General features: G+C 70.3%; 16 protein-coding genes and 1 riboswitch. Of the genes, 6 read left to right on the plus strand and 10 right to left on the minus strand.

Annotated features, from left to right (window positions below; translation table 11 throughout):
• Positions 1–7 precede the first annotated feature (7 nt).
• Complete coding sequence (locus FK268_RS04365) at positions 8–775, plus strand: ABC transporter ATP-binding protein (protein WP_146431437.1); 768 nt, start codon at positions 8–10, stop codon at positions 773–775.
• On the plus strand, positions 772–1542 hold the full coding sequence (locus FK268_RS04370; protein ID WP_146431439.1) for an ABC transporter permease: 771 nt from the start codon (positions 772–774) through the stop codon (positions 1540–1542). Before FK268_RS04365 ends, FK268_RS04370 begins: the two co-directional genes overlap by 4 nt.
• On the opposite strand, the gene FK268_RS04375 is transcribed toward FK268_RS04370, so the two are convergent.
• A complete protein-coding gene (locus FK268_RS04375) occupies positions 1535–2518 on the minus strand; it encodes a DUF2867 domain-containing protein (RefSeq protein ID WP_146431441.1) in 984 nt (327 codons plus the stop codon). The genes FK268_RS04370 and FK268_RS04375 overlap by 8 nt on opposite strands.
• A gap of 52 nt (positions 2519–2570) precedes the next feature.
• Between FK268_RS04375 and FK268_RS04380 the strand changes: the two genes are divergently transcribed.
• A complete protein-coding gene (locus FK268_RS04380) occupies positions 2571–3143 on the plus strand; it encodes a TetR/AcrR family transcriptional regulator (protein WP_146431443.1) in 573 nt (190 codons plus the stop codon).
• A gap of 12 nt (positions 3144–3155) precedes the next feature.
• On the opposite strand, the gene FK268_RS04385 is transcribed toward FK268_RS04380, so the two are convergent.
• The 3 genes from FK268_RS04385 to FK268_RS04395 form a co-directional block, all read right to left on the minus strand.
• Positions 3156–4691 (minus strand): DHA2 family efflux MFS transporter permease subunit, encoded by a 1536-nt coding sequence (locus FK268_RS04385; RefSeq protein WP_146431445.1) that lies wholly within the window; start codon positions 4689–4691, stop codon positions 3156–3158.
• Complete coding sequence (locus FK268_RS04390) at positions 4681–5262, minus strand: PadR family transcriptional regulator (RefSeq protein WP_146431447.1); 582 nt, start codon at positions 5260–5262, stop codon at positions 4681–4683. The genes FK268_RS04385 and FK268_RS04390 overlap by 11 nt, the downstream gene beginning before the upstream one ends.
• A gap of 141 nt (positions 5263–5403) precedes the next feature.
• Positions 5404–6264: a ferredoxin family protein gene (locus tag FK268_RS04395; RefSeq protein WP_146431449.1), complete on the minus strand. Its 861-nt coding sequence runs from the start codon at positions 6262–6264 to the stop codon at positions 5404–5406.
• A 22-nt stretch (positions 6265–6286) separates the two neighbouring features.
• Here FK268_RS04395 and FK268_RS04400 point away from each other — a divergent pair, with 22 nt between their 5' ends.
• Both FK268_RS04400 and FK268_RS04405 read left to right on the plus strand, forming a co-directional pair.
• Positions 6287–7597, plus strand: a complete 1311-nt coding sequence (locus FK268_RS04400; protein WP_146431451.1) for a D-alanyl-D-alanine carboxypeptidase family protein — start codon at positions 6287–6289, stop codon at positions 7595–7597.
• A gap of 1 nt (position 7598) precedes the next feature.
• A complete protein-coding gene (locus FK268_RS04405; protein ID WP_438695960.1) occupies positions 7599–9095 on the plus strand; it encodes an APC family permease in 1497 nt (498 codons plus the stop codon).
• A 16-nt stretch (positions 9096–9111) separates the two neighbouring features.
• On the opposite strand, the gene yhjD is transcribed toward FK268_RS04405, so the two are convergent.
• The 6 genes from yhjD to FK268_RS04435 all read right to left on the minus strand — a co-directional run bounded on the left by yhjD (position 9112) and on the right by FK268_RS04435 (position 14196).
• Entirely contained in the window at positions 9112–10110 is a 999-nt protein-coding gene (gene yhjD, locus FK268_RS04410) for an inner membrane protein YhjD (RefSeq protein WP_146431455.1), read from the minus strand.
• Positions 10111–10148: 38 nt separating this feature from the next.
• Complete coding sequence (gene trpS / locus FK268_RS04415) at positions 10149–11177, minus strand: tryptophan--tRNA ligase (protein ID WP_193560233.1); 1029 nt, start codon at positions 11175–11177, stop codon at positions 10149–10151.
• 173 nt (positions 11178–11350) lie between these two features.
• Positions 11351–12160 (minus strand): exodeoxyribonuclease III, encoded by an 810-nt coding sequence (locus FK268_RS04420; RefSeq protein ID WP_146431459.1) that lies wholly within the window; start codon positions 12158–12160, stop codon positions 11351–11353.
• Positions 12157–12588, minus strand: coding sequence for a barstar family protein (locus tag FK268_RS04425; protein WP_146431461.1), 432 nt, complete (start codon positions 12586–12588; stop codon positions 12157–12159). The genes FK268_RS04420 and FK268_RS04425 overlap by 4 nt, the downstream gene beginning before the upstream one ends.
• Complete coding sequence (locus tag FK268_RS04430) at positions 12585–13040, minus strand: guanyl-specific ribonuclease (protein WP_146431463.1); 456 nt, start codon at positions 13038–13040, stop codon at positions 12585–12587. Before FK268_RS04430 ends, FK268_RS04425 begins: the two co-directional genes overlap by 4 nt.
• 10 nt (positions 13041–13050) lie before the next feature.
• Positions 13051–14196 carry an MFS transporter gene (locus FK268_RS04435; RefSeq protein ID WP_146431901.1) on the minus strand — a complete coding sequence of 382 codons (1146 nt, stop codon included), beginning with the start codon at positions 14194–14196 and terminating at the stop codon, positions 13051–13053.
• 130 nt (positions 14197–14326) lie between these two features.
• Positions 14327–14443: riboswitch (SAM riboswitch) on the plus strand.
• An 8-nt stretch (positions 14444–14451) separates the two neighbouring features.
• Here FK268_RS04435 and metX point away from each other — a divergent pair.
• Positions 14452–15600: a homoserine O-acetyltransferase MetX gene (metX, locus tag FK268_RS04440; RefSeq protein ID WP_438695961.1), complete on the plus strand. Its 1149-nt coding sequence runs from the start codon at positions 14452–14454 to the stop codon at positions 15598–15600.
• Positions 15601–15603 lie beyond the last annotated feature (3 nt).

Below are 15603 nucleotides of genomic sequence, written 5' to 3' on the forward strand. Positions count from 1 at the left end.
AGACACCATGACCATCACCACCACCGCGGCGATCGAGATCCGCGGTATCGAGAAGTCGTACGGCGACCTGCCGGTACTCCGCGGCGTCGATCTCGACGTCGCGCCCGGCAGCATCTTCGCCCTGCTCGGCGCGAACGGCGCGGGTAAGACCACCCTGGTCCGCATCCTGTCCACGTTGTTGCGCCCCGACGCCGGCGCGGCCGTCGTGCACGGCTACGACGTGACGACACAGGCACAGCAGGTGCGCGAATCCATCAGCCTCACCGGACAGTTCGCGGCCGTCGACGAGATCCTCACCGGCCGCGAGAACCTGGTCCTCATCGCGCGACTGCGGCACCAGAGCGACCCCGGCGCCGTCGCCGACGAGCTCCTCGATCGCTTCCGTCTCACCGACGCCGGCGGACGCAAAGTCGCGACCTACTCGGGCGGCATGCGACGGCGCCTGGACATCGCGATGAGCCTCATCGGCTCGCCGGCGGTGATCTTCCTCGACGAGCCCACCACCGGTCTCGATCCGGAGGCGCGACTCGACGTCTGGGAGGTGGTCAAGGGGCTCGCCGACCGCGGCACCACCATCCTGCTGACCACGCAGTACCTGGAGGAGGCCGAGCAGCTGGCCGACCGGATCGCGATCCTGCGCGACGGGCGGATCATCGCCGACGGAACCCTCGCCGAACTCAAGGAGCTGCTGCCGCCGGCGAAGGTCGAATACGTCGAGAAGCAGCCCACACTCGAGGAGATCTTCCTCGCACTGACCACGGAGGATCGATCATGACCACCTACGCCGTCTCCGATACCGTTGCCCTGCTGGGCCGATCACTGCGGCAGATCACCCGCAGCGTCGACACCATCATCACCACCGCGATCACCCCGATCGCCATGATGCTCCTGTTCGTCTACGTCTTCGGCGGCGCGATCAAGGGCAGCACCGGCGATACGAACTACGTGAACTACCTGCTCCCCGGAATCCTGTTGATGGCCATCGCTTCCGGCATCGCGTACACGGCGCTGCGACTCTTCAACGATATGCAGGGCGGCATCTTCGAGCGCTTCCAATCCATGCCGATCGCGCGGTCCTCGGTGCTGTGGGCGCACGTCCTCACCTCGATGGTGGCCAACGCGATCACAGTGGTCATCATCATCGGGGTGGGGCTGATCATGGGATTCCGCAGCTCCGCCGGACCGCTCGCCTGGCTCGGCGTCGCCGGCATCCTCGCGTTGTTCACCTTGGCTCTCACGTGGATCGCAGTCGCGGTCGGGCTGACGGCGAAGTCGGTCGACGGCGCTACGGGCTTCTCCTACCCACTGATCTTCCTGCCCTTCATCAGCTCCGCCTTCGTGCCCACCGACACCATGCCCGGCCCGGTGCGCGCCTTCGCCGAGCACCAGCCGGTGACGTCCATCGTCAACACGATCTCCGCCCTGCTCGCCGAACGCCCCGTCGACACCGGCGATCTCGTCTCCGCCCTCGCATGGTGCACGGGCATCCTGGTGCTCGCCTACGCCGGCGCGACGCTCGCCTACCGCCGCCGGATCAGCTGACCCCCGGCTCAGCCCGCCCCTGCTGCGCCGCGCGCCGATGCGCGTGGCGCAGCATGGCACGGACGACGAAGGGGTGTACCAGCCGCACCGGGACGAGGTACGCGCGTCCACGTGTATTCGACGGTGCCGCCACGGTCGAAACCGTCACGGCATCGTCGGCGACGAGCACGGATGCCCGGAACCGAAGATGACCGGCATCCTCGCCCAGCAGGACCTCGGAATCGGTCCGTTCGAGCGTGGCGAACGCCTCCGGTGTTCCTCTTTCGATCCCGACGAGCCCGACCAGAGCCTGCCGCAGGGCCATTGCGGCTCGCACCCCTGCAGGCGGGTCCCGGAAGATCGCATCGGCCCAGTACTGGGGATCGCGGGACTGGCCGCGGCGCAAGGGCACCCGGAACGCATCCAGGAGTGCCCCCGGCACGTTCGCCCATTCCGCGCCGTCCCGGCCGGCCAGAACGGCCGCAGCAGGTATCCGCACAGCTGAGACCGGCGCGGACCGGGCCGCGCGGAGTAGCCTGCCCCACCGCGACCATCGTGCCGGCCGAACGACGGTGCCCGTGACTTCACGCTCGGCGTTGTCGAGCAGATCCTCCAGCACCGCGTCATGCATCGGTTCGATGACTGCGGGAGCCACCAGGCGCATCCACCCCGAAGCCCGACAATCCAGCACGTGTCGCAACCTGGTGGCGCCGGAACCGGTGGACTCCACGACCATCTCGTGATGACCGTCGATCCCGGGCATCGAGTGGAACGCGAACCGCAATCGACCCGGCTCCGCCTCCACGACGCGGTACCGGATCGGTCCGTGGCCGCCGTCGGCGCCGACAGTCGGCGGACCGTCGAGGATCATCGGTTCCCAGGCGGGGACGGGCCACAGACGGTCTTCGGGGCCGCCGATCGATTCGAGGAGCTGCGCGACCCGCTCCGGGTCCGCCGCGAGAACGCGTTCGTGCACGTTGTGAATGTGGACAGCCATGTCGCCCTCTTCCGTACGGTACCGTATGGTATCCATACGGTACCGTACGGAAATGGACGGAACCACCCCCCGCCGGCGACTCACGGCGGACGACTGGACCGCGGCGGCGCTGGAGGCCATCGCGGAGGGCGGGCTCGACGCCGCTGCGGTGGAACCGCTCGCACAACGGCTCGGAGCCACCAAGGGCAGCTTCTACTGGCACTTCGCGAACCGGCGGGCGCTCCTGGACCGGACACTGGAAGCGTGGGAGAAGACCCACACCGATGCGGTCATCACCGCCACCAGCGCGGCCCCGGAAGCACCTGAGCAGCTCACCGACCTGCTGCAGGTGGTCTTCGGCAGTATCGGCGAGCCGCTGGAACTCAAACTGCTCTCCGCCGTGGACGACCCGAGCGTCGGGGCGGCGGTGGCTCGCGTGACCGAGCGGCGTGTCGAGTACGTCGCCGGTCTGTACCGAGCGGCGGGACACGACGAGGCCGCAGCGCGCAGCGCGGCGGTCACCGCGGTCGCGGTGTACCTCGGCCACGCCCAGCTCGCCGCGGCGGCCCCGTCGACTCTGCCGACGGGGGCCGCCTGGAAGGCTCACGTCGCGCGTGTGGGCGATCTGCTCGCCCCGCGTCCGTGAGCCTCCCGGAGATCAGACCTTCTCGGCGGAGACCTCGGTCGCTGCGACCTTCTGGTGCGTGGGCGTGGCGAAGAACTGCACCACCACGAAGGCGACCACGAGCGCAGCGGCGGGCAGCAGGATCGTCGACCCCATCGCGTCGGCGAACGGGCCGCGCAGCATCGCCGGCAGGCCGCCGGTCGTCATCGCTCCCCCGCCGCTCGCCGCATGACCGGTCGCGGCGGTGAACTTCTCCTCGATCTGGTGCTGCATGAGCACGCCGACGGCCGCGCTACCGAGCACGGCACCCACCTGACGGGTCATGTTGTAGACGCCCGACCCGGCACCCGCCAGTTGCAGCGGCAGGTTCCGGTTCGCGGTCGCGGCGAGCGGGCCCCAGATGAAGGCGTTGCCCACGCCCATGAGCGCGATCGGGGCCAGGATGCCGATGACGGGCGTGGTGTCGTGCGCGACGAAGGCCAGCCAGAACAGGGCCGCCGCGTTCGCGGCGAAGCCGAAGCCCGTGAGGAACTTGGGGTGCACCTTGTCGGCGAGCTTGCCCGACGGTGCCGCCAGCGCACCGGAGATCACGGCGAGCGGGATGAGCAGCAGCGCCGAGCGCGTGGGCGTGAGCCCCATCGACTTCTGCGCGAACAGCATCAGCGGGATCGACATGCCGGTCACGGAGAAGCCCATGCAGGCGATCGCGGCATTGGCCAGGGAGAAGTTCCGGTCCTTGAACAGGGTCAGCGACATGAGCGGCTCCGCCGCCTTCGACTGCCACCACACGAACACGACGAGCAGGATCAGGCCACCGAGGATCATCGCCCAGATCCCCGCCGACCAGTCCTCCTTCTGCCCCTCCTGCAGACCGAAGGTCAGCAGGAACAGGCCGAGCGCGCTGAGCACGATGCCGGGGAAGTCCAGCTTGTGCTTGTGCGTGGGCAGGTTCGGCACCAGGATCACTGCGGCGATGAAGGCCGCGATGCCCACGGGCACGTTGACGAAGAAGACCCACTCCCAGCCGAGCCGGTCCACGAGCACGCCGCCGGCCAGCGGGCCGACGAGGATCGCGACACCGGCCACCGAACCCCACAGCGCCATCGCGGTGCCGCGCTTGGCCGCCGGGAAGGTGCGGGTGATGACGGCCATCGTCTGCGGCGTCATCAGGGCGGCGCCGAGCCCCTGTACGACGCGGGCGGCGATCAGCATGCCGATGGAACCGGAGAGACCGCACCAGGCCGACGAGAGCGTGAAGACCGTCAGTCCCACGAGGTAGAGCCGCTTCGGCCCGTACATGTCGCCGAGGCGTCCGGCGAGCAACAGCGGCACCACGTAGGCCAGCAGGTATCCGCTGGTCACCCAGATGACGCCGTTGAGGTCGGACCCCTTGGTGAGGTCGATCCAGATCGCGTCGGTCGCGACCGAGACGATCGTCGAGTCGACGAGGATCATGAAGAAGCCCACGACCAGCGCCCAGAGCGCGGGCCAGGGGCGGTAGCCCGAGGGCAGGCCGGGCAGAGCGCCCGGATCGTACGGCTTCGCGCCGGTGGTGGCGTCATTCGTCATGACAGGCCGCCTTCCATTCCAGTGTCTGGTCGTCGAGTCGTTCGACGGTGCGCCGGAGCCAATCGGCCTCGGCGGTACGCATGGCGATCAGGTAGTCCAGGTCGAGCAGGTGCATCTCGGCGGCGTGGCCCAGCGCGCGGGCGTGGCCCGCCCGCATCGCCGCGACCTGCCCCTCGAGCCGGTGCAGCCGCGCGGCGAACAGCTCCCGCACGCGGTCACGGTCCAGGTTGTGCGCCTCGGAGACCGCGAACGGGAAGCTCGGGTACTCCTCGGCCGGTTCGGCGAGCAGTTCCTCGACGGCGCCCTGCAGCCGTTCCCGGCCCGCCGAGGTGATCGCGTAGGTGGTGCGCTCGGGCCGGTTGCCGTCGCGCTCCGTGCCCACGCCGACGACCATGCCGTCCTCCGCCAGCCGGTTCACGGCGTGGTAGAGCGATCCGGCGCGGAGCTTGACCACGAGGTCCTCGCGGCGCTCGGTCATCGTCGTGAACATCTCGTAGGGATGCATGTCCCGCTCGGTGAGCAGGGCCAGCGCGGCGATCGCCAGCGGGGTCAGGGCTCGTTGCGCCGCCATGGTCCACCTCCGATCGCGCGCTCGACGGCAACGCTACTCCACGATTACTCCATATGGAATATTCGGAACGGATGAATCGGTCGAACCGGGCGAACCGAACGCGTCGTCTCCGTCACACAACGAGTCTGGCCGGTACTGCGGTCAGTTCCCGTCCGCAATCGGATCCGAGACGCGCCAGGCCCTCGCCGGCGACGGCTTCTTGCCACAGGACATGACGCGCGGGGGCAGGTCCTCGGACGTCACCGTCATCCGCCAGGCCCGGCCGTCCTCGTGACGGACGGTGACGATGCCGTCACCGTCGGACCCGGTGCGCAGGACGTCCGGCCCGACGCGGCCGAGCAGCTCGCGAACGGCGACCTCGGCGGCCTGTTCCGCGGGCGGGATCGACGAGCGGCCGCGCAGGCCCGCGGTCGCGACGACGCCGGCGCGCGCCGCGTCCAGGGCGTCCTGCGCCTGCCGATCCGTCACCCGGCCGTAGGTGTTCCCGCTGGGGAGCACGATGAGGACGGGCGCGAAGCGGTGACCGCCGGTGTGCGAGCACTCCCACACCACCGGCTCGCTGTACTGGTCCGCGAGTGCCGCGGCGATGGGCCGCCCGAGCACGGCGCAGCAGACGTCGCGCTTGCCGTTCGTGCACACCAGGGCGATCGGGCCGGTGGACTCGCCCGCGGCGGCATCATCGACCGACAGCCCGGGTATCTCGGCGTAGTCGGCCACGGTGAACATCCGCAACGAGGACCGCCCCGGCACCGAGTCGGCGACGTAGACGCGCATCCTGCCGCGCACGCCCCCGGCACGGCCGGGCCGCCGGATCAACAGCACCCGGAGGCCGCGCTCCTCGGCGAACCGGTCGATCGACGCGCCGACCTCCGGTGCGAAAGTCTCCCCCGAGAACGGGTCACGGCCCCAGCCGAAGTCGTTCTCGATGCACAACCAGCCGGTCTCGGTCGTGGCGGTACCGGGGAGCGGCTCGTCGGTGAAACTCGAACAACGCTCCGTCATTCCGCCACCGTAGCCGACTAGCATGAGCGCGGTGATTGCGCGCTCTCTGTCCACTGCGGGACGTGTCCTCGCGACCGCCGGCCTGCTGGGCGCGCTCGCCGCCCCGGCCGCCGCGACGCCCGTCCCCGCACCGTCGCCCACCCCCGTCCCGGCCGTCAAGACGCCGGTGACCGACACCTGCCCGCACAAGCAGCTCCCGCCACCCGCCGTGGACGCGTCCGAGGTCCCGAAACCCGGACAGCCGACGCCCGCGCCGCTTCCGGTCCCGGATCCGCCCGTCGGGGGCGGGAAGCTGGCCGGCTGCGGCCTGGTCGTGCCCGACGGTGCGCCGCCCGTCCCGCCCGGCATCGACTCCGCCGGCTGGCTGATCGCCGACGTCACCGACGGAACCGTGCTCGCCGCGAAGGACCCGCACGGGCGGTACCGGCCCGCGAGCACGATCAAGATACTGCTCGCGCAGGTCGCGTTGCGCGATCTCGACCTGCGCACAGTCGTCGAGGGCACGGCGGAGGACGCGGCGCAGGAGGGCAACGGCGCGGGCGTGAACGTGGGCGGCCGCTACACCGTCGAGCAGCTCCTGGAGGGCCTCCTCCTGGCCTCCGGCAACGACGCCGCGCACGCGCTGGCCCGGCAACTCGGCGGGGTCGAGGCGACCGTGACCAAGATGAACGCGCTGGCGGCGTCCCTCGGCGCGCGCGATACGCGGACCGCATCACCGTCCGGCCTCGACGGCCCGGGGATGAGCTCCAGCCCGTACGACATGGCGCTCCTCCTCCGCGCCGCGCTGCAGGACGAGCGGTTCGTGCGGATCGCCGCGACGCCGCAGGTCACGTTCCCCGGACACCCGCCCGTGCCGACCACGGCACCGCCGGCGCCACCCTCGCCCGGGCAGAGCGCGCCGCCGGCGCCGACGTCCGTGGCGCCCTACCCGATCGTCAACGAGAACCGGCTGCTCACCGACTTCCCCGGTGCGGTCGCGGGCAAGAACGGCTACACCGACGATGCGAAGAAGACCTTCGTCGGCGCCGTCGACCGGGACGGACACCGCTACGTGATCGTCCAGATGTTCGGCCTGTCGCAGACCGGCAACACCTACTGGGACCAGTACCGGCGCCTCCTCGACTACGGAGTCGCGCTGCGCGGCACGTCCGTCGGAACGCTGGTCAAGGCCGAGGGAGCGGCGCAGCGGCCCGATCACGGCGATGCGGACCGCGTGGTGGAGAGCGGACCGTCGGGGATGGGTAACGGCACCCGGCTCCTCATCGGACTCGGCGGGCTCGCGCTGATCGCCGTGCTGGTCGGCGCGGCCATGCGCACCAACCGGGGCCGCTGACGTGGTGACCGCACCGCTCGGGGCGTCCGTGGTCCCCGACAAGGGACTGCGCTCGAATTCGCTCGGCCTGCTGAGCAACATGGCGATCGGCCTGTCGTCGACCGCCCCCGCGTACAGCCTCGCGGCGACACTCGGCGGCGTCGTCGGGCACGTGCAGGGCAAGGCGCCCGCGATGTTCGTGGTCGCCTTCCTGCCGATGCTCATGGTCGCCGTCGCGTACAAGGAACTCGCCGCGGACACCCCCGATGCGGGTACGACGTTCACCTGGGGCAGCCGGGCCTTCGGTCCGTGGATCGGCTGGATGGGCGGCTGGGGCCTCGCGGTCTCGGCGATCATCTGCCTCGCGAACGTCGCGGAGATCTCCGCCTCCTACCTGCTGCGGTTCGTCGGGCTGAACGATCTGGCCGACGACCGGACGGTCGTGGTGGGCTTCGGCTGCGTGCTGATCGTGGCGATGACCTGGGTCTCCTACCGCGGAATCGTCGTCTCCGAGCGCATGCAGAACGTGCTGATGTCCGTCCAGTTCGCGGTGCTCGGCGTGGCCGCGGCGGCGGCGCTGTGGTCCGTCTACCGGGGCACCGCCGGCCCGCAGGCGGTGCGGCCGAGCTGGGACTGGCTCGACCCGACGGGGCTGAGCTCCTCGCAGATCGCCGCCGCCGTGATCCTCTGCATCTTCCTGTACTGGGGCTGGGACGCCTGCCTCGCCGTGGGCGAGGAGACGAAGGACTCCTCCTCGACGCCCGGGCGCGCGGCCGTGCTCGCGACGGTCGTGCTCATGGGTACCTACGTGCTGGTCGCGATCGCGGTACAGGCCTACTCGGGCTTCGGCGCGACGGGGCTCGGCCTGGGCAACACCGACAACCACGACGACGTGCTCACCGTTCTGGGCCGTCCCGTCGGGGGCGCGATCCTGGCCGGTCTCCTGGTCCTGACGGTGGCGTTGTCGGCGCTGTCCTCGACCCAGTCGACGGTGCTGCCCACCGCCCGCGGAACGCTCGCGATGGCGATCTACAAGGCCGTCCCGGACCGGTTCGCGCGGGTGCACCCGAAGTACCTGACGCCCTCCTTCGGCACCGTGGTGATGGGCGCGTCGGCGTTGGCCTTCTATCTCACGCTGGCGCTGCTGAGCCGCAACACCCTGGAGGATTCGATCAGCTCGCTCGGGCTTGCCGTCGCCTTCTACTACGCCATCACCGCGTTCGCGTGCGCGTGGTACTTCCGCCGCACCCTCCGTGGATCGCTGCGGAACCTGGTGCTGCGCCTGATCTTCCCGGTACTCGGCGGGGTCGCGATGATCTGGGCCTTCGCGCAGAGCGCGGTCGACATGATCGCCCCCGACTACGGCCGGACCGTGATCGGCGGCATCGGCGGTGTCTTCGTTATCGGCATCGGCATGCTGGTTCTCGGTGTGCCGCTGATGATCGCGTGCGCAGTGACCCGTCCGGCCTTCTTCCGCGGGCGCACGCTGCCCCGGGCGACGGCGCCCGAGGACGCCTGAGCCGCCCGCTCCCCGATCAGCGCTTGCGGCGCAGCAACGAGCCGAGCCCCAAACCGGCGACGAGGCCGGCCGCACCGGCGATCGCCGTCCGTCCGGCATCGGGCTCGGAGCGGATGACGGGCGAGATCACCACGGGCTCAGGGGCGGCCGGGATCACGTAGCGCTGGTTGCGCGGATCGGTGGCCGCCCAGGCGGTGGCGAACAGCACGATCCGGGCGGTGAAGTAGATGAACAGCATGATGCCGAGGATCGGTCCGAAGGTGGCACCGGCCGGACCCTTCATCGCGCTCCCGATGAGCAGGGTGGCGACCTGCGTGAGGATCATGAAAGCGACGGCGGCCATGAGACCCGCCCGGGTGGCGTTGCGCCACGGGAACTGCACCCGGGGCAGACGGGCGATCACGAAGGTCCACAGCACCCACAGCGCGAGCAGCGTCACGAGCAGGGTGGCGCCCGAGATCAGGAAGTGCAGGCCGGGCATGTCGTCCAGTCCGGCCGCGTCGAGCAGCTTGCCGGTGAGCGGACTGCTGCCCGCCGCCATGAGGGCGATGCACGCGACGAGCGCGACGAACAGGCCCGCGAGCGCGCCCAGATCAGCCAACTTGGTCTTGACGAAGTTCTGCTCCGGCACCTCGCTGTCCCACATCTCGGTGAGCCCCGCGCGGACGTTCGCCATCCAGCCCAGGCCGGCCCAGAGCGCGCCCGCGAGGCCCACGACACCGACGGTGCCGCGCGAGGCGATGGCCTGGTCGACCAGATCGCTCACCGACTTGCGCAGGCTCTCCTCGCTGATCACCGAGTTGATCTGGTCCTTGATCTCCCTGAGCAGATCGGCGTCGTTGATGAGGATGTAGCCGCCGATGGCGAAGGCCACCATGATCAGCGGGAACAGCGCGAAGACGCTGAAGTACGTGATCCCGGCGCCGAAGTAGTCGCCCTTCTTGTCCTGGTACCGCATGGCCGCGGCCATGATGTGGTCGAACCACGGCCATTTATCGCGGTACTTCTGGAGCATGGGGAGTCGTCCTCCTACTGTTCGCTATTGCACAGCGGTCACGGCGCCAGGAACCCTACCCGGTCGTAGACGTCCGCGAGGGTGCGGGAGGCGATCTCGCGCGCCCGCTCCCGGCCGGAGGTCAGGACCTTGTCCAACTCGGCACGATCGTCGAGGTAGCCCTTGACCCGGTCGCGCAGCGGCGTGGCGAACTCCACGAGGACGTCCGCGACCTGGGTCTTCAAATCGCCGTACCCCTTGCCCTCATAGGCCAGCTCGAGCTCCGGGATCGGGGTACCCGTGAACGCCGACTCGATGGTGAGCAGATTCGACACGCCGGGCTTGTTCTCGCGGTCGAAGCGGATCTCGCGTTCGGTGTCGGTCACGGCCGACTTCACACGCTTCGCGATCACCTTCGGGTCGTCGAGGATGCTGATCAGGCCGGCATCGGATTCCGCGGACTTGCTCATCTTGGCGGTGGGGTTCTGCAGGTCGTAGATCTTGGCGGTGTCGGAGACGATGTGCGCCTCGGGCACGACGAAGGTCTTCTTGAACCGGGTGTTGAAACGCTGCGCCAGGGTGCGGGTCAGCTCGAGGTGCTGTCGCTGATCCTCCCCCACCGGCACCAGCTGAGGGCGGTAGAGCAGGATGTCGGCGGCCATGAGGATCGGATAGGTGAACAGGCCGACCGAGGAGCTCTCGGTGCCGTTCTTCGCCGACTTGTCCTTGAACTGCGTCATCCGGCTCGCCTCACCGAAGCCGGTGATGCAGTTGAGGACCCAGGTCAGCTCGGCGTGCTCCGGCACCTGCGACTGGACGAACATCGTCGACCGGGCCGGGTCCACGCCGAGCGCCAGCAGCTGCGCCGCGGCGAAGACGGTGCGCTCGCGCAGGGCCTTCGGATCGTGGGGCGTGGTGATGCCGTGCATGTTCGGGATGAAGTAGAAGGTCTCGAACTCGTCCTGCAGCTGCACCCACTGCCGCACCGCGCCCAGGTAGTTGCCGAGGTGGAACGAGTCCGAGGTCGGCTGGATGCCCGACAGCGCGCGCTGCCGCTTCGCGGGGGTGGTGGGTGCGGTTTCGGTCACGGTCGTCGAGTCTATCGACCGCCGTCCGGCACGTCGCCCCAGTATCCGGCCCGACGGCTATCCGGCCCGACGGCGCCACCCGGCCCCGGTGGTCCGGTCACCGCGGCGTCTCGCGGAGTCGGCCTGCCGGTCCGGGAACCGGAGCGCGACTCCGCGCGCAGGACCCCGTCGACCTAGTCCGTGTACTCGACGGTGACCGGCGCGTGGTCGGACCAGCGCAGGTTGTACGCCGCCGCCCGCTCGACGTGCGCGGAGGTCGCGCGCTTGGCCAGCGCGTTGTTGGCGATCTGCAGGTCGATCCGCCAGCCGGAGTCGTTGTCGAAAGCCTTGCCGCGCCACGACCACCAGGCGGAGGGCCCGGGCACGCCGGGATGCAGTTCCCGCACGACGTCCTTGAACGCGCGCCCCTCGCCGATGTACTCGCTCATCCAGGCCCGCTCCTCGGGCAGGAACCCCGAGTTCTTGACGTTGCCCTTCCAGTTCTTGATGTCCAGCTCGGTGTGGCCGATGTTCCAGTCGCCGCACACGAGGACCTCGCGGCGCTTACGCCCCAGCTTGGCGAGGTAGTCGCCGAACTCGGTACGGAACCGGTCCTTCTCGTCCTGCCGTTCCGTGCCCACATCGCCCGACGGGAGGTACAACGAGCCGACGGTGAGGCCGTCGAAGTCGGCCTCGATGTACCGGCCCGCATGATCGAACTCGTCGCTGCCGAAGCCGATGCGCACCGCGTCGGCTTCGCGGCGCGAGAGCACGGCGACCCCGTTGCGCCCCGCCGTCGAGGACTCCGCCGCCGCCAGGTGCCAGCCCTCCTCCAGGGCCGGCGCGAGCGCCGTCAGCGTCTGCTTGTGCGTGGCACGCACCTCCTGCAGCAGCACCACCTCGGCCTTGGTCGCACGGAGCCAGGGCAGCATGCCGAGGTTCTCCTCCGAGCGCTGCTTCACGGCAGCGCGGATCCCGTTGACGTTGATCGACGAGATGATCATGCGAGCGCCTCCACCGTCAGGCCCGATCCCGCCCACACGGAACGCACGCCGGGGCCGTCGGCGTGTTCGGACACCGCCAGCAGGACCCGGACCTCGCGGTCCGCCAGCACGGCGACGAAGGTGGCGAGCAGATCCGGCTCATCCGCGAGCACCTGTTCGGCCTGGGCGATCCCGAGCACGACGGCCTCCGGCCCGCCGAGCCAGTCGAGATCCCCGAGGCTGTCGGCGAGGGCGTCCCAGTTGCCGCCGAAGTCGAGGGGGAACTGCAGAACCGCCGACACCTCGTCGAGCAGCGCCGCCTTGGTGCGCATCCGGCTGCCCCGTGCGACGAGGACGCGCGGACGCTCCCTGCGCTTGACGGCGTCCAGGTCGGTGCCGGTCAGTGCCGCCCCGGCACCGGCGGAGAGGAACTGCGGAAGTGTGCTCATCGGATCCTCGTGAAGGTCTCGTAGTGGTCCAGGGTGTACCAGGCACCGCCGTCGGCCCCGGTGATGATGCGCTCGGCGTCGCGGCCGCGGCCCGACTTCTTGATGTTGACGTCCCACTCGGTGTACTTGGCCGCCTTGCCCTGGGAATCGGTCTTGGGCAGTCGACCTTCGAAGTTGCCGAAGTCACGGCCGCCCTGGGTACCCGAGCCGTCCTTGGGCGGCCATGTGCCCGCGTCGATCCGGGCGAGCGTGTCGAGGACGCGTTGCGGGACGGCGGAGTTCGACGACGACGTACGGCCGGCGGGGCCGGGCTTCGCCGTCACCGACGACGCAGTGGCCGCCGACGACGCGGACGTAGCAGACGCGCGCTCGGGGGTGGACGACTTACCGCACGCGACGAGTCCGAAGACGGCGAGTAGCGCGACGACGCACAGGGCGAGGATCCTTCGCATGGCGACGACCCTACCGAGGGACACCGACAGTTACCGCGCCACGGCGAGCGACCAGCACGCCGACGGCGAAGATCACGAGCCCGGCCAGCGCGAGTCCGCTGCCCACCAACGCGGGCGCCGTGTACCCGGCACCGGCGGAGATGACCGCACCACCGAGCAGCGCGCCGAGCGCGTTCGCGATGTTGAGCGCCGAGTGGTTGAGCGTGGCGGCCAGGGTCTGCGCCTCGCCCGCGACGTCCATCAGGCGGGTCTGCAGGGCGGGCACCAGCGCCGAGGCCGTGAGCCCGATCAGGAAGAACAACGTGACCGCGGCGAAGGGCTGCGGCGCGAACAGCGAGAACAGTGCCTGCAGCACGACGAGCGCAGCGAGCGCGACGACGATCGACCGGGTCACCGAGCCGTCCGCCGCGCGACCGCCCACCGCGTTGCCGATCACCATGCCCACGCCGTAGGCGGCGAGGACCACGGGGACCGACGCGGCGCTGAGCCCGGAGACGGATGTCAGCGTGGTCGAGATGTAGGTGTACACGGCGAACATGCCGCCGAAGCCGACGACGCCGGTGAGCAGCGCGAACCACACCTGCGGGCGCGCCAGTGCGCCGAGCTCCGTCATCGGGTTGGTGACGGGGATCTGCACGGCGGGCAGGAAGGCCAGCAGCGCCACGACGGTGACCGCACCGATCAGCACGACGACGGCCATCGCGTACCGCCAGCTCAACGCGGTCCCGAGCCAGGTCACCAGAGGCACGCCGATCACGTTGGCGACGGACAGGCCCATCAGCACCCGCCCCACGGCCTTCCCCCGTTCCGCGGGGCCGGCCAAGTGCGCGGCCACCAGCGCGGCGACGCCGAAGAAGGCGCCGTGCGGCAGGCCGGCGATGAACCGGGCCGCCATCAGCGTCCCGTACGTCGGCGCGAAGACGGAGAGCGCGTTGCCCACCGTGAAGGCCACCATCAGAGCGATCAGCAGCGCCCGGCGCGGCACGCGCGCGAAGGCGGCGGCGATCAGGGGCGCCCCGACGACCACACCGAGCGCGTACGCCGAGATCACGTGCCCGGCGACCGGCTCGGTGACCCGCAGATCCGCGGCGATGTCGGGCAGCAGCCCCATCGCTGCGAACTCGGTGGTGCCGATGCCGAAGCCGCCGAGCGCCATGGCGCCGACCGCGAGCCTGGTGCGGGTAGAAGAGTCCACGGGACGGTGCAACGCCCCGTGGACTTCCCCGCTTCCCGCCTGCTGCTGTGACCTCGTTCACGAGAAATCGGTCCGTTATGATGCAGACAGAGGTCATGAGTGTCAGCGCACAGCCCCGGCTTGCTGACCGGCAACCCTCCACCGCGGTGGGGTGCCCCGGGTGATGACCTGGTTTCCCGGCTCGCCCGCCGGGTGGCAAGCGCGAGGAGAGGTTCGGTGACCATCAGCATCCGCACGGGACGCCCCATCGACAGTCCCCCGGGAGACTGGGCCCGGGTGCCCGACGGTGCGCTGCAGTCCCTGTCGCTGGGCCCGCTGGTCCTGGAATCGGGCGTCGTCCTCGAGGACGTGACGATGGCCTTCCAGCGCTGGGGACAGCCCAACGCCGCCCGCGACAACGTCCTGCTCGCGCTGCACGCCCTCACCGGCGACTCGCACGTCACGGGGCCCGCGGACGCGGATCACGGCTCCGCCGGGTGGTGGGACGGCCTGATCGGTCCCGGCGCCGCCGTCGACACCGACGAGTGGTGCGTCGTCTCCGCGAACGTCCTGGGCGGTTGCTCGGGTTCGACGGGGCCGGCCTCGCTCGCCCCGGACGGGCGCCCGTACGGCTCCCGCTTCCCCGTGATCACGGTGCGCGATCAGGTCGAGGCCGAGGCCGCACTGCTGCGCGCCCTCGACGTGCACGACATCGCCTCCGTCGTCGGCGGATCGATGGGCGGCGCCCGGGCCCTCGAGTGGGCCCTCATGTACGGCGACTTCCTCCGCTCGGCGCTGATCCTCGCCGTGGGCGCCCGCGCGACGGCCGATCAGATCGGCACGCAGACGACGCAGATCGCGGCGATCACAGCGGACCCGCACTGGCAGGGCGGCGACTACTACGACTCGGAGGTCACGCCCGCCGCGGGCCTGGGCATCGCGCGGCGGATCGCGCACCTCACCTACCGCACCGAGATCGAACTGGACAGCCGGTTCGGCAACGACGCCCAGGGCGACGAGGACCCGCTCACCGGGGGCCGCTACGCCGTCACCTCGTACCTCGACCATCAGGCCGACAAGCTGGTGAACCGGTTCGACGCCGGCAGCTACGTGGTACTGACCGACGTGCTCAATCATCACGACGTGGGACGCGGCCGCGGAGGCGTCGAGGCGGCGCTGCGCGGTTGCCGGGTCCCGATCGTGGTGGGCGGCATCGATTCCGACCGGCTCTACCCGTTGCGCCTGCAGCGGGAGCTCGCCGAGTTGCTTCCGGGCTGCGACGACCTCGTAGTGGTGCGTTCCCGCGACGGCCACGACGGCTTCCTCACCGAAAGCGACGCCGTGGCGGCCCTTCTCGCGCGGACCATGGATCTCGCGCGACGCTAGCGG

The organism is Tsukamurella sputi (assembly GCF_007858445.1).
In the GTDB taxonomy this organism is placed as follows: domain Bacteria; phylum Actinomycetota; class Actinomycetes; order Mycobacteriales; family Mycobacteriaceae; genus Tsukamurella; species Tsukamurella sputi.